Here is a 21,397-nt window from a genome sequence, read left to right as displayed (position 1 = left end):
TTTTGCTTTTTTAATAGTGTGTGCTCACTTAAAATTTAACGTTGGCGCTTTGTTTTGTTCAGTTTTCAAAGAGCAATTTCTTTATCGTTCGCTTAGAAACGACTTTAATAATATATCAACTATATTATTTTTTGTCAACAACTTTTTTTCTTTCGATGTCGACTTAGTTATTATATCCAGTATCAGAAATAAAAGCAAGAGTTATTTTAAAATAAATAAAATATATGAATCCCTTGATAATAAAAAATTGGTCATCCCCCTAGAAGCTTATCTTTTTAAGAGTAAACTTTTTTCTTATCATTAAAGTATTTCTTCTATATATCCTTTTTGGAATTCATGGCGTGAAAGACTTCTGCAACAACAATAATTTTAAAAATAAGTTCATGAACTTTGTTTTCCACCTTTCGGGATAACCCGTTCCATCTAACCTTCTGTGTTGCTCTAGAACGGCTACCTTCACACTATCATTAATGATGGAACTATCTTTTATCATTTTATAGCTAAAAATAGGATGATTGTGAATCTCCTCATGATCCTCGGCAGTTAGACTTTCCGTTTTATTTAATAATCTTGGTCACTAGCAAAATGTTTCACTTCTATAGTTTTGATGAGTATCATACTACTTGAAAAACATGGTGATTAAATTCAATTTATTTTATTAGCCGTTTTAATCTTTGATACTCCAAAACCTTAAGTCTTTCACTCATATTCAAACACTTGATATTAACATTTTGAAAAATCAGCTAATACGCAAATAAAAAAAGACCCAGCTTAGATTGCCTGGGTCTCTTGGTTATGGAAGAGTTATTCTTCCGTATCCTTTTCAGTTTCTTCATTTTCTTCGATTAGAGTAGGTTCAGAATCCGTATCTATTGTTGGGCCCTGTTCCGCATCTATTTCTTCTTCTTCTTCTTCTCTTCCAACGATGGCTACCGTCGAAACATATTCATTGTCTGCTGATTCAAGTCGGATGAGTTTAACACCCTGTGTATTACGGCCCGTTTTAGAAATGCCTTCGACTTCCATTCGGATCAATACACCAGCTGCTGTAATCAGCATTAAATCCTCATCTATACCTGTAACTGTTTTAACAGCTATAAGTTCACCATTTTTCTCAGTGACATTACATGTTTTGATCCCTTTGCCACCACGGCTTTGAATCCGGTATTCTTCCGCAGAAGTCCGTTTTCCATAACCGTTTTTCGTAACGATCAGGACCTCTTCATCATCTTCAAGAATTTCCATACCGACCACTTCATCGTTCGACCTTAAGGAAATCCCTTTCACTCCCGCTGCAGTACGTCCCATTGTCCGTACATCCGTCTCAGGGAAACGAATCATCATCCCGGCTTTCGTTCCAATTATGATCTGTTTGTCTCCATTCGTAAGACGCACTGAAATCAATTCATCATCTTCACGCAAACCTAGAGCAATTAAACCGTTATTACGGATATTTGCAAAAGACGACAAAGGAGTACGCTTTGATATCCCATGTCTGGTCGTGAAGAATAAATACCAATCATCGGCAAATTCCTTCACCGGTATGATTGCATTGACCCACTCGCCTTTATCGACTTCCAACAAGTTGATAAGTGGCAATCCTTTTGCCGTCCTACCATACTCTGGTATTTCATATCCTTTGGAACGATATACTTTACCTTTGTTAGTGAAGAATAATAGAGTGTCATGAGTCGAAGTGGTTAACAAGTGACCGACAAAGTCATCTGTATTCGTTCCCATGCCCTGTATTCCACGACCCCCGCGTTTTTGACTTCGGTACGTGGTTGCAGGCAAGCGTTTAATGTAACCGTTATGGGTAAGTGTCACGATTATATTTTCCTCTGGGATTAAATCCTCATCTTCCAGGCTTTCAAAGCCGGCTAATGTGATTTCGGTTCTCCGTATATCATTAAAGCGTTCTTTAATTTCAAGAAGCTCTTCACGAATAATTTCAAGAACCTTTTCCTCATCAGCAAGAATGGCTTTATATTCTGCAATTATAGCCATTAATGCCTGGTATTCATCTTCAATTTTTTCACGTTCCAGACCAGTCAAACGCTGTAAACGCATATCCAGGATAGCCTGCGCCTGTTTTTCGGAAAGTGAAAATTGTGTCATTAAGCCCTCACGGGCAATTTCTGTCGTTTGGGAACCACGGATTAACGAAATGACCGCATCCAAATTATCAAGTGCAATACGCAAACCTTCTAAAATATGGGCTCGGGCTTCCGCTTTCCGTAATTCAAATTCCGTCCTGCGCCTAATGACCACCTGTTGGTGCTCTAAGTAGTAGTGCAGGCATTGTTTTAAATTCAGCACCTTAGGCTGCCCGTCCACCAAAGCAAGCAGATTGATTCCGAAGGTGGTCTGCATCGCGGTATGCTTATAAAGATTGTTTAAAAGGACATTTGCATTAACATCCTTTCGAAGCTCCATGACAATACGCATGCCATTGCGATCCGATTCATCCCGTAAATCAGTAATGCCTTCGATTTTCTTATCTCGAGCAAGTTCTGCAATTTTTTCAATCAATCTTGCTTTATTTACTTGATAAGGGATTTCTTTAACAAGGATTACCTGTTTACCATTGGGCTTTTCTTCAATCTCGACTCTCGCCCGTTGGATGATTGACCCTTTTCCAGTTTCATAGGCCTTCCTAATTCCGCTTCGTCCTAAAATTAAACCGGCTGTCGGGAAATCCGGACCAGGGATATATTCCATCAACTCTGGAATTGTAATTTCAGGATTCTTGCTCAAAGCCAATACGCCGTCAATTACTTCACCTAGTTGATGTGGTGGAATATTGGTTGCCATCCCTACTGCTATACCTGATGAACCATTAACTAACAAGTTCGGGAAACGGGCTGGCATAACGGCTGGTTCTCTTTCTGAACCATCGTAGTTATCCTGGAAATTAACCGTATCTTTATTTAAATCGCGAAGTAATTCCATCGAAATCTTCGACATTCTTGCTTCTGTATACCTCATTGCGGCAGCTTGGTCTCCATCGACCGAACCGAAATTCCCGTGACCATCGACAAGCATATAGCGATAGTTAAACGGCTGCGCCATCCGTACCATCGTTTCATATACGGCAGAATCACCATGCGGGTGATATTTACCGATTACTTCCCCTACAATACGGGCTGATTTTTTAAATGGTTTATCCGAAGTCATTCCAAGATCATTCATTGCATAGAGAATTCTTCGGTGTACCGGTTTTAAACCGTCCCTTACATCAGGCAAAGCCCGAGATACGATTACGCTCATCGCGTAATCCAAAAAAGATGTCCGCATCTCGGTACTTATATTTATTTCTTTTACACCTGATCTTTCATTTTCTGACATGGAGCCAACCTCCTATAAAAAGCTTATACTCTCATTTAGTTTTAACTGTACGTGCACTATGTAAAGAACAGGATGTAAAAAGCATCCTGTCAAAAAATCAGATATCGAGATTTTTTACATAAATTGCATTTTCTTCAATGAAGTTACGTCGCGGTTCTACCTTGTCGCCCATCAACATTTCGAAAGTCTCATCTGCCTCGGCAGCATCTTTCAAACTGACTTGAAGGAGCGTTCTCGTATCAGGGTTCATTGTCGTTTCCCATAATTGCTCTGGATTCATTTCCCCCAGCCCTTTATAGCGCTGCAGGTTAGGCTTTGGAGTACTTGGCATACTAGCCATGATTTCTTCAAGCTGGCGATCATTATAGGCATAATCCACTTTTTTCCCTTGCTGAATTTTGAAAAGTGGCGGCTGAGCAATATATATATATCCATACTCGATAATTTTTCTCATATAACGGTAGAAAAATGTCAACATCAGCGTTCTGATATGGGCACCATCTACATCCGCATCGGTCATGATAACAATTTTATGGTATCTGGCCTTTTCAATATTGAATTCATCACCAATGCCTGTTCCAAGTGCTGTGATGATCGTGCCTATTTCTTCATTATGCAGGATTCTGTCCAATCGCGCTTTTTCAACATTCAGGATTTTACCTCTTAACGGTAAAATAGCTTGGAAATGACGGTCCCGTCCCTGTTTAGCCGAGCCTCCCGCCGAGTTTCCTTCAACGATGTACAATTCACTGATAGCCGGGTCTTTAGATGAACAATCCGCCAATTTCCCCGGTAGATTGGATACTTCCAAAGCACTTTTCCTTCGTGTCAATTCACGGGCCTTCTTGGCTGCCATACGTGCTCTTGCTGCCATCAGACCTTTATCTATAATTTTTCTGGCCACAGCAGGATTTTCGTATAAGAAGGAATCAAGCCTTTCCGAAAGAATGGAATCAGTAACCGTCCTTACTTCAGAATTTCCCAGTTTGGTTTTTGTCTGTCCTTCAAATTGCGGTTCAGGATGCTTAATCGAAATGATTGCCGTTAGACCTTCCCGGACATCTTCACCGGAGAAATTGGAATCAGCTTCTTTTAAAAGGCCATTTTTCCGTGCATAATCATTGATGACACGGGTTAAAGCGGTCTTGAATCCTGATTCATGTGTACCGCCTTCATAGGTATGAATATTATTGGCAAAAGAAAAGACATTACTGATGTAGCTGTCATTATATTGCAAGGCTAATTCAACGGAGATTCCATCCTTTTCGCCTTCCATGAATATCGGTTCCTCATGCAAAACCTCTTTTGAGCGGTTCAAATGCTCGACATAAGACTTGATACCACCCTCATAGTGGTATTCCCTGATTTTCTCTTCTTCTCCACGTTTATCTTCAATGATTAATTTCAAGCCTTTATTCAGGAACGCAAGCTCACGGATACGTGTGGCTAATGTATCAAAATCATATTCCAAGGATTCCGTGAAGATTTCACCATCAGGAATGAAGTGAACAGTCGTGCCGGTATGATCTGTTTCCCCGATGATTTTCAAATCTTCTCTAGGGACCCCTCGGTTAAATTGCTGATAATGGATTTTACCTTCACGATGAACGTAAACTTCCAATACCGTGGATAAGGCATTAACTACTGAAGCTCCCACACCATGCAGACCACCGGAGACCTTATAACCTCCGCCGCCAAATTTACCGCCCGCATGAAGGACCGTCATGATAACCTCCACAGCTGGCCGTCCCATTTTTTCATGGATACCGACTGGAATACCCCGTCCATTATCGACTACGGTTATGCTATTGTCTTCTTCGATCGTCACTTTGATTTCAGTACAGAAACCAGCTAGTGCCTCATCAATACTATTATCGACAATTTCCCAAACAAGATGGTGAAGTCCTTTTGCAGAGGTAGTACCGATATACATCCCCGGACGTTTACGAACTGCTTCTAAGCCTTCTAAAACCTGTATCTGATTCTCATCGTATGCCTGAGCTTGTACTTCTTTTTGTTCCATTGTCATTCGTATCACCTACACTTTTCTTTTGGCATTTATCAAATTTTTCAGGAGTGATTATAACGTTATAGCTACAATTCAAAGAATATCTATATCATCGATTAAGAGCGATGGCTGCAGTGAACGCTTTTTCAAAGTGGACGACGCAAGCGGTGAATAATAGACCTGTTTATCCGTCACTACAATCGATTTAACCGAGTTTTTTTCTAAATGGTAAGTTACATCAGACTTTTTCTCCAAAAATTCACTCATGATTGGAGAGGCCTGGAGCAGCTTCTTATCTAAAATGGCTATGACATCGTCCGTTTTCACAAGAATGTCTTCACCAATATGGAGATACATACATTCACCTCATCATTTAACCTTTTTAATACTTCCTTGACTAACATAAAAGGTGGACGCTTCTCTTAGGGTTTGATGATCGATTCCATCAACGGAGGGTGTCGTCACAAATGTTTGCACTTTCCCTTGTATCGTATTCAGTAAATGAGATTGACGGAAATCGTCAAGTTCCGATAACACATCATCCAATAATAAAATGGGATACTCGCCTATTTCTTCATGGATCAGCTCAATTTCGGCAAGTTTCAAGGACAGGGCAGTTGTACGTTGTTGTCCTTGTGAACCATAAGTCTGGACATCACGGTCATTTACAAAAAAAACCAGGTCGTCACGATGAGGACCTACCAGTGTTACACCCCGTTCAATTTCCCTTGTTTTTATTTTATCAAATTTTTCTGTGTATACTTCTATCATTTTCGTCAAATCCATAGATTCTGATACATCAAGCGACGGTTTATATTGGATTTTCAATACTTCTAGATTTCTGGAGATCCCCGAATGAATCGGCTCTGCCCATTGCTGGAGCTTTAAAAGAAACTCGTATCTTCTTTCGACAATTTTCGCTGCATACTGAATAAATTGATCAGTCAGCACGTCAAGCATCGTCGTATCCGTTTGTTTCCGGGTCTGCAGAAGCTTTAAGTAATGATTTCTTTGTTGAAGTATTTTATGATATTGGCTCATATCATGAAGGTATACGGGAGAAACCTGGCCAATTTCCATATCTATAAAACGGCGTCTGACTAGAGGACTTCCCTTGACAAGGTTAAGATCCTCAGGCGCAAACATGACCACATTCATATTTCCGACATATTGACTCAACTTTCTTTGTTCAATATGGTTGCACTTCGCCTTTTTCCCTTTTTTTGAAATGGTCAGCTCAAGTGGTATTGAGGTATTTCTCTTTCTAACTCTACCTTCTATTTTAGCATACTCTTCATCCCAGCGAATAAGTTCTTTATCATTTGAGGTCCGATGGGATTTTGCCATTGCTAAAACGAAAATAGATTCCATGACATTTGTTTTTCCTTGAGCATTTTCGCCGAGGATTACATTGACTTTATTTTCAAAAGCCAGATTCAGTTCGGTATAGTTGCGGTAATTTCTCAAACTTATATTTTCAATATACATATTCCGCTCTTCCCTTATGTTTTAGCTTGTAATTGTGTAGACGCCAAATCCAGGAATCTCTATTTTATCACCTGATCTTAATTTCCTGCCTCTTCTCACGTCTAGTTCGCCATTAATGTAAACCTCGTATTCACTTAAGAACCATTTCGACATTCCTCCGCTTTGGATCAAATCAGCCAATTTCAAGAATTGTCCAAGCGTAATATATTCTGTGCTTATTTTTATGGAGTCCATTATGCCTCACTCATTTCTAAGTAGTCTTTAATATTTCATTTTACTAAATAAATGCCATTAAGACAAAGTATAGCTTTTTCAGCTCTTATTTTTAGCAGTCTTGAGTTCCGTTCAGTATTAGAAAAATGTTAAAAAACCTTTTGGAACCTATGTTTAAATATAAAAAAATTAAAGACCTGCTTAACAAGCCTTTAATTTTTTTGAAATATTATTTTAGATTAATAAGTCCTTACCGGAAGGATTAATTGGAGCATGGAATCATCATGTAGTGGACGAATGACAAATGGACGCATTGCACCGGTGAAATTAATTTTGATATCGGAACCTTCCAATGCCTTTAAAGCATCCATTACAAATTTGGCACTGAATGAGATTTTCAGATCTTCACCTTCAATGGCTTCTGCCTGAACCTCCTCGATTACTTTACCAATTTCAGGTGTATTGGAAGAGACTTCGATTATCCGTCCTTCAAGGGTTGTCAATTTGACGACATTATTTCTTCCTTCCCTTGCAAGTAAAGATGCCCTGTCAATAGCTTGGAGAAAATCCTTTGTATGAACAGTCACATCCGTTTTGCTATCCGATGGAATCAATCGTGAAGTATCGGGATAGTTCCCTTCAAGCAATCTAGAGAAGAATAATAAATTTTCAGCTTTGAAAAGTACTTGGTTTTCGGTAATGACGATTTCAATGAGTTCGTTAGTATCATCAAGGATTTTACTCAACTCATTCAGGCTTTTACCTGGGATTACAACGCTATAGGTCCCTGTAATTTTATTTTCTATTTTGGCCGTTCTCATTGCCAGCCTATGACTGTCTGTTGCAATACAGGTCAATTCATCATCTTGAACCTTTAAGTTTACACCTGTTAAGATGGGGCGTGTTTCTGACGTGGACACTGCAAAACCCGTTTGGCGAATAAGGGTCTTTAAAAGGTCCGTCGGAAGTTTGAAAATATTTTCTTCTTCAATGATTGGAAGATGTGGATATTCCTCCGGATCCAGTCCATTTAAATTAAATTCGGCTTTACCTGAGCGGATAATCGTTTGAAAGTTGTTTTCCACTTCAATTTCTACAGTATCCATCGGCAGCTTTTTGACAATTTCACTGAAAAAACGGGCATTCAGGACAATACCGCCGCTACTTTTCACTTCAACAATCTCATCGCCGTCAACTTCAGCTGGAATGAATGATTGAATGGAGATATCTGAATCACTTCCTGTTAAAGTGACACCCTCACTAGTAACGCTTATTTTTATCCCCGTTAGAATTGGAATCGTCGTTCTTGATGTGACTGCCTTCATTACTTCTTGGACACTATGAACTAATCGATCTCTTTGGATTATAAATCTCATGTTTCATCCTCCAATTTATTATTGCCAAATAGGCATATTTATTAATAATTTTTATTAAAAAAGATAGTAGTAATAGTAGTAGGGCCTGTTGATATGTGGATAAGTCCAATTAACCTAAGGAAAAACAGTCTATCCACTTGTGGACAGACTGTGTGTAAGTAGTCGTCAGTTATACACATTATCCAGAATTGATTATACCCTCAGCTGATCCTGGATTTCCTTAACCTGACGTTGTAGCTGGGTGTCGGTTTGCATGAGTTTAGAAATTTTTTCATGCGCATGGATGACGGTCGTATGATCGCGACCTCCGAATTCATCTCCAATCTTAGGCAGGGATGAATCCGTTAACTCCCTGGAAAGATACATGGCAATCTGTCTTGGAAAGGCTACGGATTTAGTCCGTTTTTTCGCCTTGAAATCCTCCAATTTCACACTATAATGCTCACCAACTGTTTTTTGGATTTCTAAGATGGTGATTATTTTAGGTTTGGAGCTTGGGATGATGTCTTTTAATGCTTCGGCTGCTAAATCGGCATTAATATCCTTATTAATTAATGAAGAATAAGCGACAACACGAATGAGTGCACCCTCAAGCTCACGAATATTGGAATCGATTTGGTTGGCAATATAGAGCATGACTTCATTCGGGATATCAAGACCCTCAGCTTTTGCCTTTTTACGCAATATAGCAATCCGCGTTTCTAGATCAGGAGGTGTGATATCCGTGATCAAACCCCACTCAAACCTGGAGCGGAGGCGATCCTCAAGTGTAGGGATCTCTTTTGGTGGACGGTCACTCGAGATGACGATCTGTTTGCTTTCTTCATGCAACGCATTGAATGTATGAAAAAACTCTTCTTGGGTTTGTTCTTTTCCTGCAAGAAATTGAATATCATCAATTAATAAAACATCTACGCTTCGGTATCTATCACGGAATTCCCCTGCTTTATTATCCCGGATTGAGTTGATGAATTCATTCGTGAATTTTTCAGATGATAAATAAACGACCTTAGCATTAGGATTATGCTCAAGAACATAATGCCCGATTGCATGCATTAAATGGGTTTTCCCTAGGCCTACGCCTCCGTATATAAATAATGGATTATAGGCTTTGGCAGGTGCTTCTGCGACAGCGAGAGACGCGGCATGGGCAAAACGATTGCCGGAGCCGATGACAAATGTATCGAAGGTGTTTTTCGCATTCAGCATATGCTGTGGAAATGCAGCATGGTCTTTATCCTGTTTTTTTATCTTTTTAGGTTGAACAGGAACGGTAAAATCATCATCTTCTTGATTTGGGGGAATGATGAATTTTGCTTCCAATTCCTCACCGGTAAGTTCAAACAATACATCAGAAATAAGATGGGAATAGCGTTCTTCAAGCCAATCCCTGGCAAATTCATTGGGGGCGGTGACTGTTAATGTATCACCTTGCAGTAAATAAGCCTTGGTTGATTTAAGCCAAGTTTCAAAGCTTGGTTTACTGATTTTTTTTTCGATTTTTCCGAGCGCCTGGTTCCAGAGGCTATCGATGTTATCCAAACTTATCCCTCCTTTGCAAAATATTTTATTAATAGAATCTTAAATGTATAGGCACAAATAAACTCATCGATTGCCGTCTTTATATAAATTTTGACAGCAAAGGTTCGGTGAGCTGTAAGGGATTTGTGTGTTGTAATGTTAATTCCCTATAACTATATCTAGCGCTGTACAACCTTTGTACAGACTACATCTGGTAACCAGGTGTAGGTTTGGATTTTTATTCATCAACAGGTATTTTGAAAAATATATAATAAGAAAGAAAAAGGGTTTTCGACAATATCCACCATCTGTGGACATATTAATATACACAGGTCGAATAAACTATCCACATGTTATACACAGTCTGTGGATAACCGATACCTGGTGATAAAGTTATTCAGAGTGAAAACACAAATATAATATCAGAAATTCAGGCGTCTTGCAATGGGTTAGAAAACTTTATCCACAACTTACCGAGCCTGTGGGAAAAACTTTTCCACAGGCAATTGTTATGTGCAAAAGTCTATGAAAAGGGTTGTGGATAGAAAAAAACATGTCGAATTTTATCCACAGACCATAATTATAGGCTCGGATTAATTTGATTTATTTTGGATGAATCAAGTTGTTCTCCCCGGAAAACCGCGAAAAAACCGAATGGAACATTAAAAGATGATGTAGGTTAATTCTTAAATTATTTGTCGAATGCCATGTCGATCAGGAAAATACCTTGGGAATTTAATATATGTGTTCATGGAAAAATTGATGGAAATTCCCCTCTCCCCAAAAATTTCTATATCAGTTCGGAGCAAAATCATTTACAATAGGCTAGGTAGTAAAAAAAGGCCTACTGGACATTGAGCATTAAAAAGAAATATTTTTATGGATGAGGTTGACAAGTAGAAACCTCCATCTATATAATTGTAAAGACTGTCTTTAACTGTTATTCCTCAGGGAGGTGTCATATAATGAAAAGAACTTATCAACCGAATAACCGCAAACATAGTAAAGTTCACGGTTTCCGTGCACGTATGAGCACGAAAAACGGACGTAGAGTAATCGCTGCACGTCGCCGTAAGGGCAGAAAAGTATTATCTGCATAGACCACTGAAAAGTCTCAGTGGTCTTTTTTCGCAAAATAAGGGATTTACTGAGACTCAATTCATGTAATGAAGGTGTAAAAATGAAAAAAAAGTTAAGGATTAAGAAAGAGGACGAATTTCAGCTTGTGTTTAAAAAAGGTGAATCTTCTGCTAATCGGCAATTTGTTGTCTATGTCCTTGAAAAGCCAGGTCAGGATTATTTTCGGATCGGCCTTTCTGTCAGTAAAAAAATCGGGAATGCCGTTGTAAGGAACCAAATTAAAAGATACATAAGGCAAGCGTTTTTGGAATTGAAAGAAGATATAGAAGTGGGTAAGGATTATATTGTGATTGCTCGAAAACCAGCGGCGGAGATGGACTTTTTCCAGGTGAAAAGCAGCTTGATCCATGTCCTGAAACGTTCTAAATCACTAAACTTTAAAATGAAAAAACAATAAAGTCCCCTTTATACCGAATACTAAGCACTCCTCGGATCATGTAGTAACTTGAAAAAGATGACATAGAAAATTCCTATTGGAACTGTGAAAATGGTGGAATACTTTTCCTTGAAAGCCGCTAATGAACAGTTCACAATTGTTTCAAAAAAGATTGATTGCAGATAGGAGGAAATTACGGTTGAAAAAACGAATATTACTCATTATTGGACTAGCCTCGATAATGATGTTGTTAGCAGGGTGTACGGAAATTAAAGAACCTATTACTGCGGAAAGTGAAGGTTTTTGGAATTCATACATTGTCTATCCATTATCAGCCCTGATCATTTGGCTTTCTGAAGCATTTGGCGAGAACTATGGTTTGGGACTCATCGGTGTTACATTAATCATTCGCTTAGCATTACTTCCACTAATGATCAAACAGGTGAAAAGCTCGAAAGCTATGCAGGCCATTCAGCCTGAGATGAAAGAACTTCAAGCAAAATACAGCTCAAAAGATGCTGCCACACAACAAAAACTACAGCAAGAAACAATGGCTTTATTTTCAAAATATAATGTGAATCCATTGGCGGGATGTTTGCCTATAGTGGTCCAAATGCCGATTTTGATCGGATTTTACCATGCCATCAGCCGTACGAAAGAAATTTCTTTACATAGCTTTCTTTGGTTTGATTTAGGTTCCCCGGATCCTTATTATATTTTACCGGTTGTTGCAGGTATTACGACTTTTATCCAGCAAAAGATGTCGATGGCTGGAATGAACTCCAATCCACAAATGGCGGCACAAATGACGATGATGCTTTACATCATGCCAATAATGATTGTTGTTTTTGCTATTAAATTTCCCGCTGCTCTTTCTCTTTACTGGGTAGTAGGTAACCTTTTTGGTATCGTTCAGACATATTTCATTAAAGGTCCGGATCTTAGAAAAGCAGCTGCGGAAAACGCGGGAGGGGCAAAGAAAAAGTGAAAAAAGTAACTGCTACAGGACAATCTGTCGAAGAAGCAGTAAATTTAGCTTTAGCTCAACTGAACAGCACTAAAGATCGCGTGGAGATTGAAATAGAAGATGAAGGCAAAAAAGGATTTTTTGGTTTATTTGGTGCAAGGAAGGCAATTGTCCATGTGACATTGCCTCCCGATCCCATTGAAGAGACACTTAAATTTTTGAAGAATGTCAGCGTGGAAATGGGAGTCAATGCAAAAATTGATGTCCATCGTAAAGGTAAGAACGTAACATTTCATTTATCAGGTGATAAAATTGCATTATTAATTGGAAAAAGGGGTCAAACACTAAATTCCCTTCAGTATTTAGCGCAGCTGGTTGCAAATCGATATTCGAAGCAGTTCTTGAATATTACTGTAGATGCAGAAGATTATCGAAATCGCCGCAATGAAACTTTAATCCAATTGGCTGGAAGAATGGCAAATAAAGCTCTAAAAACAGGTAAAGCTGTTTCACTGGAGCCAATGCCATCCTATGAACGTAAAGTCATCCATAATGCTCTCCTGCATTATCCAAAAATAAAAACAACTTCAAGTGGGACGGAACCATATCGCCATTTAGTCATTAGTCCACTCAAATGAACCTTCTGCTTTTAAGCAGGGGTTCTTTTTTTTTAGGGCATGATATCGTTGTATGTCGAATGTTTTTTTATAAAAGATTAATTCAACAATAACTGACATAATTCTTTTTTTATTCTCATGATCAGTAAAGCGGGCGACATTTGTTATTTACATGTGGATAAGTTAAAATGAGTGTTATAGAATATGGATTCAACGCGTGTGGATAACTCTTGAAAGGAAGGAGTATCTACTTTTTTTCATGAATATACTGTGGTATTGTAGTTATTTAGAGATTCGAGATTTTATTATCAGAAAAAAATAGAAACATCAATATATAAGAGGTGAAAGCATGGAATTCGATACAATCACCGCTATCTCTACTCCCTTAGGGGAAGGGGCAATCGCCATTGTTAGAATCAGCGGTGATGAGGCCATAGAAATAGCCGATGGAATCTTTAAAGGACCAGGTGGAAAAGGATTGCTTGAAGTGAAATCACATACGATTCATTATGGCCATCTTATCCAGCCTAAAACTGGTGAAATCATAGAGGAAGTCATGGTTTCGGTCATGAAGGGTCCAAAGACATTTACAAGAGAAGATGTTGTTGAAATAAATTGTCACGGTGGAATCGTTTCGGTCAATCGGGTATTACAGCTTATTCTCTCACAAGGTGCTCGTTTAGCAGAACCAGGTGAATTTACGAAACGGGCTTTTTTGAATGGCAGGATCGATCTTTCTCAAGCAGAGGCCGTTATGGATTTAATCCGGGCTAAAACGGATAAAGCCATGAATGTGGCATTAGGTCAAATGGAAGGCCGGCTTTCGAAATTAATCCAAAACCTACGTCAAGAAATATTACAGACCCTCGCTCAAGTCGAGGTAAACATAGATTATCCGGAATATGATGATGTCGAAGAAATGACACATCGTTTATTTTTGGAAAAAGGTAGTTATGTGAAGACTGAAATTGAGAAACTGCTTCACACAGCCCAACAAGGGAAAATCCTGCGAGATGGGCTTGCGACGGTTATCATAGGGCGCCCTAATGTCGGGAAATCTTCTTTGCTTAACAGTTTGGTTCATGAAAATAAAGCAATTGTCACTGATATCCCAGGTACAACACGTGACGTAATTGAAGAGTATGTCAATGTTCGCGGTGTACCGCTTAAACTTGTGGATACAGCAGGAATTCGCGAAACGGAAGATATCGTTGAACGAATTGGAGTTGAACGGTCCCGTGCAGTATTAAAAGAGGCAGATCTAATATTACTTGTATTGAACTATTCCGATGATTTTACAACCGAAGATGAGAAACTATTCCAGGCTGTTGAGGGAATGGATGTTATCGTTATCATCAATAAAACCGATCTTCCACAGAAAATCGATTTGGCAAAGGTTAAGGAAAAGGCGACATCACATAAAGTCGTTTCCACTTCATTACTTGAGGATCAAGGGGTCGATGAATTGGAAGAAGCCATCGCTTCTTTATTTTTTGAGGGTTCTTTAGAAACGGGGGACCTGACCTATGTTTCGAATGCCAGGCATATAGCCTTGCTAGGACAGGCATTACAATCAATCGAAGATGCAATCGAAGCTATTGAAATGGGTACGCCAGTTGATTTGGTTCAAATTGACTTCACGAAAGCATGGGAGCTCCTTGGAGAAATCATTGGTGAAAGCGTTCAGGATAATTTGATCAACCAATTGTTCTCACAATTTTGTTTAGGAAAATAAGCGTAAAAGGAGGAAAAGGATATGCAATACGAAGCAGGTAGCTATGATGTCATTGTTATTGGTGCTGGTCATGCTGGTAGTGAAGCAGGCCTTGCAGCTGCTAGAGTCGGAGCTAAAACGTTGATGATCACCATTAACTTGGATATGGTCGCCTTCATGCCATGCAATCCGTCCGTTGGTGGGCCGGCAAAAGGGATAGTTGTTAGGGAAATTGACGCTTTAGGCGGTGAAATGGGAAAAAATATCGACAAGACCCATATCCAAATGAGGATGCTGAATACGGCTAAAGGTCCTGCTGTTCGTGCGTTACGGGCACAGGCAGATAAATTTCTCTATCAGCAAGAAATGAAAAAGACGATAGAAGACCAAGAAAATTTGACATTGATTCAAGGAATGGTTGAGGAATTAATTGTTGAAAACGACGTTTGTACGGGTGTCATTACAAAAACAGGTGCGGTATATCGTGCGAAAACTGTCGTAATCACGACGGGAACATATTTACGCGGTGAAATCATTTTAGGGGAATTGAAGTATTCAAGCGGTCCCAATAATCAGCAGCCTTCAATCAGGCTTTCAGAACATCTAGAGCAGTTAGGATTCGATTTGGTCCGTTTTAAAACAGGAACACCACCACGTGTCAATAGTTCTTCCATAGATTACAGCAAAACGGAAATTCAGCCTGGTGATGAAGTGCCACGTGCATTTTCTTATGAAACCACAAAGTTCATCACTGATCAATTGCCATGCTGGCTAACGTACACGAATGAGGGGACACATCAGCTCATTGATGAGAATCTACACCGTTCGCCAATGTATTCCGGAATGATAAAGGGAACGGGACCTCGTTATTGCCCATCGATAGAAGATAAGGTCGTTCGTTTCAATGATAAACCACGTCACCAAATCTTCCTTGAACCTGAAGGACGCAATACAAAGGAAGTGTATGTTCAAGGGCTGTCCACTAGTCTGCCTGAAGATGTACAAGTGAAGATCCTTCAAACGATCCCAGGGCTCGAGAAGGCGGAAATGATGCGTGCGGGATACGCAATCGAATATGATGCGATCGTTCCTACTCAGCTATGGCCTACATTGGAAACGAAAAAGGTTAAAAACCTGTATACTGCTGGACAAATTAACGGCACGTCCGGTTATGAGGAAGCAGCTGGCCAAGGGCTTATGGCCGGTATTAATGCCGGATTGAATGCAATAGGTAAGGAAGAACTGATTTTAAGCCGTTCCGATGCCTATATTGGTGTGCTCATTGATGACCTTGTAACGAAAGGTACGAATGAACCATACCGATTGCTGACTTCACGTGCAGAATATCGTTTATTATTGCGTCATGATAATGCCGATTTACGCTTAACGGAAATCGGATTCAATATCGGAATGATCAAAGAAGAACGCTACAATCGTTTCCTTTTGAAAAAAGAAGCGGTTGAAATGGAAAAGGAACGACTAAAATCAAACTTCATCAAACCGACCAAAGAGGTACAAGAGGTCATTACAGCAAGTGGCGGCAGTGAGCTGAAGGATGGAATCCGTGCCTCTGATTTATTGAAGCGGCCTGAAATGGATTATTCCCATATTCAGAAGCTGGCTCCAAGTGATGTCGAACTGAGCGATGATGTGACGGAACAGGTCGAAATTCAGATCAAGTATGAAGGATATATTGAAAAATCCTTGCAGCAAGTCGATCGTCTGAAAAAAATGGAGAATAAAAAGATTCCAGAGAATATCGATTATGATGCAATTTCTGGTCTAGCAACGGAAGCACGCCAAAAATTAAAGCAGGTCCACCCGCTATCAGTAGCCCAGGCTTCAAGAATTTCCGGTGTGAATCCCGCTGATGTTTCCATTTTGCTTGTTTATTTGGAACAAGGTAAGATTGCCAGAGTATCTAAGTAATGGAAATACCCGAAAAGGATTGAAGAAAACATGAATATTGAACAGTTCCAACAAGCACTGCAGGAGAAAGGGATTGAGCTTTCTCCTCACCAGCTTGATCAGTTTGACACTTATTATCGATTATTGGTTGAATGGAACGAAAAGATGAACTTAACAGCCATCACTAATAAAGAAGAAGTTTATCTAAAGCACTTTTATGATTCAATCAGTGCAGCCTTCTATTTCGACTTTAACAAATCTTATCAAATTTGCGATGTCGGGGCTGGAGCTGGATTTCCGAGTATTCCATTGAAGATTTGTTTCCCTGATATCCACGTATCGATTGTGGATTCTTTGAATAAGCGAATCTCTTTTTTGAATCACCTTGCTGAGTCTTTGCAATTAAAGGGAGTTTCCTTCTATCATGACCGGGCGGAAACCTTCGCTCAAAAACCAGAGCATCGCGAATCCTATGATATTGTAATGGCAAGAGCGGTAGCCAGGATGTCCGTTTTAAGTGAGCTATGTTTGCCGCTTGTTAAACCAGATGGGACGTTCATTGCCATGAAAGCTGCTAGTGCACAAGATGAAATGGATACAGGGAAGAAGGCCATTTTTACATTAGGCGGAGAAATCGAAGAAATTCATCCTTTCACATTGCCAGAGGAAAATAGTGAAAGAAACATCATTACTGTAAAAAAAGTGAAGAAGACTCCTAAAAAATACCCAAGAAAACCAGGGACACCGAATAAGCAGCCTATCGAATAACCCTTATACTGATGAGGCAGGTTTCATATTTACTATAAGCGTATGACCTTGTTATGTTCATTCAATACTGTATAAGCCAACATGAAGGTTTTTTTTTGGTATAATGTCAAACGTGTTCCTTCTTTTCCAGCAGGGCTATAAGCCGGCGATTTTTCTTTTTGATTTCAGGGAAATAATCTTGGGCAAGCCGGCCAATATTTATAAAAACTGGCCGTTCATTCTTCTTTTTTGCCTTGATGACGCCAGTCGACATGTTTTTTACATTGAAGACCCATATGTATAACCATGTCGGGAAATGTATGCAGGACTTGTCCTTTAAATAGAGAATATGTTATTTGGGAGTTTTAAAAGGTGGTGTAGGAAGATGAAGCATCCTTTTTCGCGGTTCTTTGGGTTTGGCGAAAAAGAAGAACAGCAACTAGAGATGGAGACACCTAGCAATAATAATGAAGAAATAAGAAAAATTTCCATTTCTGATATTGTGCCTAATCGATTTCAACCAAGGACCGTTTTTAATGACGATAAAATTGCTGAATTGGCTCAAACGATTCATACACATGGGATCATTCAGCCAATTGTAGTAAGGGCATATGGACAGGGAAAATATGAAATCATTGCAGGTGAGCGTCGTTTTCGAGCCATGCAAAAGCTTGGCTGGGTATTGGCACCTGCAATAATCAAAGATTTCACCGATACAGAAACGGCTTCCGTTGCGCTGATAGAAAACCTTCAGCGAGAAGAACTGACACCGATTGAAGAAGCTTTGGCTTACGGCAAACTATTGGAGCTGCATAGTCTAACCCAAGAAGCTCTGGCACAAAGACTGGGAATAGGACAATCTACCGTGGCAAATAAGCTTCGGTTGCTTAAGCTGCCCCAGGAAGTTCAAGATGCTCTTCTTCAAAAGCAAATTACGGAACGCCATGCCCGCTCGTTGATACCGTTAAAGAGTCCTGAAAAGCAGCTCAAACTGCTTTTGGAAATCATCGAAAAAGGGTTAAACGTCAAGCAGACCGAAGAGATGGTCGTCAAGCTCTTGACGGGTACTGTGCAGAAGCCGAAACCTAAGCGAAAAGCGTTTAGTAAAGACATGAGGATTGCCGTGAATACTATACGCCAATCACTCAGTATGGTTACAGACAATGGAATAAATCTGGATGCAGAGGAAGAAGAGTTCGAGGAGTATTATCAATTCACGATTAAAATACCTAAGAAAAAAACTTGATTCCCTATCCTTAACCCTGCTTGGTAGTCTACGATTACCAAGCTTTTTTTATTTTGTTGCCAAAAACTCGCATTTTACACCCTAAAAATGATTCAATTTTTCTCGGTTTTTTCATGCTGTTTAGATAAATTTCAAATTTTATGAGGAATTTCAGAAAACGATTTCTTCCAGTAACATTCATGATAAAATAGAAAGAAATAAATGGATTTACGGTAAAAGTTAATAGATATAGCGTGATGAAGATAGTTGAAAGCAGGTGAATTCGTGGGTAAGATTCTCGCCATTGCCAATCAAAAAGGCGGTGTTGGAAAAACGACAACTTCTGTCAGTCTAAGTGCCTGTCTTGCATACATAGGACAGAAAGTCTTAATGGTCGATATCGATCCGCAGGGAAATGCGACAAGCGGTGCAGGTATTGATAAAGCGGATGTGGAACAATGTATTTATGATGTATTGGTTGATGATGTCGAAGCCAGTACCGTCATCATGGAAACAAAGGTAGAAAACTTATATGCTATACCTGCGACAATTCAACTTGCAGGTGCTGAAATTGAACTTGTTCCAACCATCTCAAGGGAAGTCCGATTAAAAAGGGCATTAGAAGAGGTGCAAAGTCAATATGATTACATCGTGATTGACTGTCCTCCATCATTGGGCTTGCTTACGCTTAATGCATTAACGGCAGCAGATGCAGTTTTGATTCCTGTACAATGTGAATATTATGCATTGGAGGGCCTGAGTCAACTCTTGAATACGGTCCGTCTCGTCCAAAAGCATTTGAACCATGATTTGAAAATCGAGGGTGTGCTATTGACGATGTTGGATGCCAGGACAAATTTAGGTCTCCAGGTTATAGAAGAGGTCAAAAAATACTTTCAGGATAAAGTCTATCAAACCATCATCCCTCGCAATGTCCGTTTGAGTGAAGCACCGAGCCATGGAGAACCAATAATTATATATGATCCAAAGTCACGAGGAGCGGAGGTCTATCTAGAACTGGCAAAGGAAGTGGTATCAAATGGCTAAAGGACTTGGCAAAGGACTTAACGCACTTTTCACTGGGGATATAAGTAAAGATGAAATCGTGCGCGAAATCAAATTAAGGGAATTAAGGCCAAATCCTTATCAGCCCCGAAAGAGCTTCCGACTTGAAGCTATAGAAGAATTAAAGCAATCTATCATGGAACATGGGATATTACAGCCGATTATTGCCCGGAAAAGTATTAAGGGCTATGAAATCGTTGCTGGGGAGAGGCGTTATCGTGCTGCCAAGGAAGCTGGTTTAAAGACAGTTCCGGTTGTTGTGAGGGAATTGAATGAACAGCAGATGATGGAACTGGCGATTTTGGAAAACCTGCAACGGGAAGATTTAAACCCAATTGAGGAAGCTGCCGCTTATCAGACACTTCTTGAAAAATTGAATTTCACCCAGGAACAGCTGGCCAATAGGTTGGGTAAAAGCCGACCCCATATCGCGAACTATGTAAGATTGCTATCTTTGCCTGAAGGGATTAGGAGTTATATCTCCGAAGGGGAAATTTCCATGGGGCATGGCCGAGCATTACTGGGTTTAAAGAAAAAAGAGATGCTTAAGCCAGTAGTGGATAAAATCCTCAAAGAAGGAATGAATGTCAGACAGCTGGAGCAATATATACATCAATTGAATGATACCGTTTCACGTGAAACCAAACCTAAGAAACAAGATAAAAAAGATATATTCATAAAGCAACGCGAGTCAAGTCTGCGTGAAAGACTGGGAACGAGTGTAACGATAAAACAAAGCAAGAAAAAAGGGAAAATAGAAATCGAATTCTTTTCAAAAGAAGATCTGGAGAGAATTTTGGACTTGATCGATCAAGAGAACATTTCCTCTTAGATCGCCTTTATGAAAAAAAAGTGGCAACAGAGGTTTAATCTATTTTTTACTGTGGAAAATTAGGTGAATGAGATGGTATTATTAGGGGCTTTGGTGAATGGTGCCTGCATTTTAATCGGTTCGATTTTGGGAAGGTTTTTGCAACATATACCTGAAAAGATAAAAGAAACGGTCATGAGTGGAATTGGTTTAGCCGTCATGGTCTTAGGCTTGCAGATGGGGCTTAAAAGTGATCAATTCCTTATTGTCATTTTAAGTATTGTTGGAGGGGCTGTCCTTGGGGAATGGATGAATCTTGAGGCTAGGCTTAATTCTTTAGGCAATTGGATTGAACGCAGGATGAAAGCGAAAGAAGGAATTTCGATATCCCAGGGGTTTGTAACGGCTACGCTCATATTTGGCATTGGGGCGATGGCCATTATCGGTGCCATGGATAGCGGTATCCGGAATGATCATGACGTTTTGATAACAAAAGCGATCATCGATGGATTTACAGCACTGGTCCTCGCCAGTACGCTTGGCATAGGAGTACTTTTTTCGGCATTTCCGGTCATTCTTTATGAGGGCCTGATAGCAATTTTTTCAAGACAGATTAATACGCTGATCCCAACTGCTTTAATGGATTCCTTCATATTGGAAATGACGGCAACTGGGGGAGTCATGATTTTAGCAATTGGTTTGAATATTATCGGTGTCACCAAAATAAGGGTGGCTAATCTGCTTCCTGGCATAATGATCACCGCCATTTTAGTTACAATCATGTATTATTTTTAAATAAAGGCTCTTTTCGTAAAGATTGTTGTTTTTAAAACGAAACTATTTAAGGTTGATTGGAGCGGAAGTGCGAGACTC

At 39.6% G+C, this 21,397-nt stretch carries 19 protein-coding genes and 1 pseudogene; 12 read left to right on the top strand and 8 right to left on the bottom strand.

Going from position 1 to position 21,397, the window contains the following annotated elements; all coding sequences use genetic code 11:
- The coding region (locus ACFX4X_RS22810; protein WP_377386722.1) for a hypothetical protein at positions 1 to 304 on the top strand (304 nt) is incomplete at its 5' end.
- A gap of 30 nt (positions 305 to 334) precedes the next feature.
- On the opposite strand, the pseudogene ACFX4X_RS22805 reads toward ACFX4X_RS22810, so the two are convergent.
- The 8 genes and pseudogenes from ACFX4X_RS22805 to dnaA form a co-directional block, all read right to left on the bottom strand.
- Positions 335 to 553, bottom strand: a pseudogene (locus ACFX4X_RS22805) (HD domain-containing phosphohydrolase); the annotation flags it as partial.
- 251 nt (positions 554 to 804) lie between these two features.
- Positions 805 to 3,348, bottom strand: a complete 2,544-nt coding sequence (gyrA, locus tag ACFX4X_RS22800) for a DNA gyrase subunit A (protein ID WP_377386719.1) — start codon at positions 3,346 to 3,348, stop codon at positions 805 to 807.
- A 97-nt stretch (positions 3,349 to 3,445) separates the two neighbouring features.
- Positions 3,446 to 5,371 carry a DNA topoisomerase (ATP-hydrolyzing) subunit B gene (gene gyrB, locus ACFX4X_RS22795; RefSeq protein WP_125160022.1) on the bottom strand — a complete coding sequence of 642 codons (1,926 nt, stop codon included), beginning with the start codon at positions 5,369 to 5,371 and terminating at the stop codon, positions 3,446 to 3,448.
- A gap of 78 nt (positions 5,372 to 5,449) precedes the next feature.
- Entirely contained in the window at positions 5,450 to 5,713 is a 264-nt protein-coding gene (gene remB, locus ACFX4X_RS22790; RefSeq protein WP_061440301.1) for an extracellular matrix regulator RemB, read from the bottom strand.
- Between the two features lie 12 nt (positions 5,714 to 5,725).
- Complete coding sequence (recF, locus tag ACFX4X_RS22785) at positions 5,726 to 6,844, bottom strand: DNA replication/repair protein RecF (protein WP_061440300.1); 1,119 nt, start codon at positions 6,842 to 6,844, stop codon at positions 5,726 to 5,728.
- 21 nt (positions 6,845 to 6,865) lie between these two features.
- A complete protein-coding gene (gene yaaA / locus ACFX4X_RS22780; protein WP_061440299.1) occupies positions 6,866 to 7,078 on the bottom strand; it encodes a S4 domain-containing protein YaaA in 213 nt (70 codons plus the stop codon).
- A gap of 218 nt (positions 7,079 to 7,296) precedes the next feature.
- Complete coding sequence (dnaN, locus tag ACFX4X_RS22775) at positions 7,297 to 8,433, bottom strand: DNA polymerase III subunit beta (RefSeq protein ID WP_061440298.1); 1,137 nt, start codon at positions 8,431 to 8,433, stop codon at positions 7,297 to 7,299.
- Between the two features lie 192 nt (positions 8,434 to 8,625).
- Positions 8,626 to 9,975 (bottom strand): chromosomal replication initiator protein DnaA, encoded by a 1,350-nt coding sequence (dnaA, locus tag ACFX4X_RS22770; RefSeq protein ID WP_061440297.1) that lies wholly within the window; start codon positions 9,973 to 9,975, stop codon positions 8,626 to 8,628.
- A gap of 944 nt (positions 9,976 to 10,919) precedes the next feature.
- On the opposite strand from dnaA, the gene rpmH reads away from it, so the two are divergent.
- The 11 genes from rpmH (at position 10,920) to ACFX4X_RS22715 (ending at position 21,319) form a co-directional block, all read left to right on the top strand.
- A complete protein-coding gene (gene rpmH / locus ACFX4X_RS22765) occupies positions 10,920 to 11,054 on the top strand; it encodes a 50S ribosomal protein L34 (protein WP_034316183.1) in 135 nt (44 codons plus the stop codon).
- Positions 11,055 to 11,134: 80 nt separating this feature from the next.
- Positions 11,135 to 11,491 (top strand): ribonuclease P protein component, encoded by a 357-nt coding sequence (gene rnpA, locus ACFX4X_RS22760; RefSeq protein WP_061465923.1) that lies wholly within the window; start codon positions 11,135 to 11,137, stop codon positions 11,489 to 11,491.
- A gap of 178 nt (positions 11,492 to 11,669) precedes the next feature.
- Complete coding sequence (spoIIIJ, locus tag ACFX4X_RS22755) at positions 11,670 to 12,458, top strand: YidC family membrane integrase SpoIIIJ (RefSeq protein WP_061465922.1); 789 nt, start codon at positions 11,670 to 11,672, stop codon at positions 12,456 to 12,458.
- Positions 12,455 to 13,075 carry an RNA-binding cell elongation regulator Jag/EloR gene (gene jag, locus ACFX4X_RS22750; protein ID WP_061465921.1) on the top strand — a complete coding sequence of 207 codons (621 nt, stop codon included), beginning with the start codon at positions 12,455 to 12,457 and terminating at the stop codon, positions 13,073 to 13,075. The genes spoIIIJ and jag overlap by 4 nt, the downstream gene beginning before the upstream one ends.
- A gap of 328 nt (positions 13,076 to 13,403) precedes the next feature.
- Entirely contained in the window at positions 13,404 to 14,789 is a 1,386-nt protein-coding gene (gene mnmE / locus ACFX4X_RS22745; RefSeq protein WP_284469105.1) for a tRNA uridine-5-carboxymethylaminomethyl(34) synthesis GTPase MnmE, read from the top strand.
- A gap of 21 nt (positions 14,790 to 14,810) precedes the next feature.
- A complete protein-coding gene (gene mnmG / locus ACFX4X_RS22740; protein ID WP_377386710.1) occupies positions 14,811 to 16,697 on the top strand; it encodes a tRNA uridine-5-carboxymethylaminomethyl(34) synthesis enzyme MnmG in 1,887 nt (628 codons plus the stop codon).
- A 30-nt stretch (positions 16,698 to 16,727) separates the two neighbouring features.
- The gene (gene rsmG, locus ACFX4X_RS22735; RefSeq protein ID WP_284469107.1) at positions 16,728 to 17,444 is read left to right on the top strand and encodes a 16S rRNA (guanine(527)-N(7))-methyltransferase RsmG; all 717 of its coding nucleotides are present in this window, start codon (positions 16,728 to 16,730) and stop codon (positions 17,442 to 17,444) included.
- 364 nt (positions 17,445 to 17,808) lie between these two features.
- Entirely contained in the window at positions 17,809 to 18,669 is an 861-nt protein-coding gene (gene noc, locus ACFX4X_RS22730; RefSeq protein WP_061465917.1) for a nucleoid occlusion protein, read from the top strand.
- Between the two features lie 264 nt (positions 18,670 to 18,933).
- The gene (locus ACFX4X_RS22725) at positions 18,934 to 19,695 is read left to right on the top strand and encodes a ParA family protein (protein WP_034316249.1); all 762 of its coding nucleotides are present in this window, start codon (positions 18,934 to 18,936) and stop codon (positions 19,693 to 19,695) included.
- Positions 19,688 to 20,545, top strand: coding sequence for a ParB/RepB/Spo0J family partition protein (locus ACFX4X_RS22720; RefSeq protein ID WP_061465916.1), 858 nt, complete (start codon positions 19,688 to 19,690; stop codon positions 20,543 to 20,545). The genes ACFX4X_RS22725 and ACFX4X_RS22720 overlap by 8 nt, the downstream gene beginning before the upstream one ends.
- A gap of 72 nt (positions 20,546 to 20,617) precedes the next feature.
- Complete coding sequence (locus ACFX4X_RS22715) at positions 20,618 to 21,319, top strand: DUF554 domain-containing protein (RefSeq protein ID WP_061465915.1); 702 nt, start codon at positions 20,618 to 20,620, stop codon at positions 21,317 to 21,319.
- Positions 21,320 to 21,397 lie beyond the last annotated feature (78 nt).

The sequence above is a fragment of the Peribacillus sp. YIM B13481 genome, from assembly GCF_042787985.1.
Lineage (GTDB): Bacteria > Bacillota > Bacilli > Bacillales > DSM-1321 > Peribacillus > Peribacillus simplex_A.
Note: the sequence above shows the minus strand (reverse complement) of the source record. Positions and strands in the feature narration are given on the sequence as shown.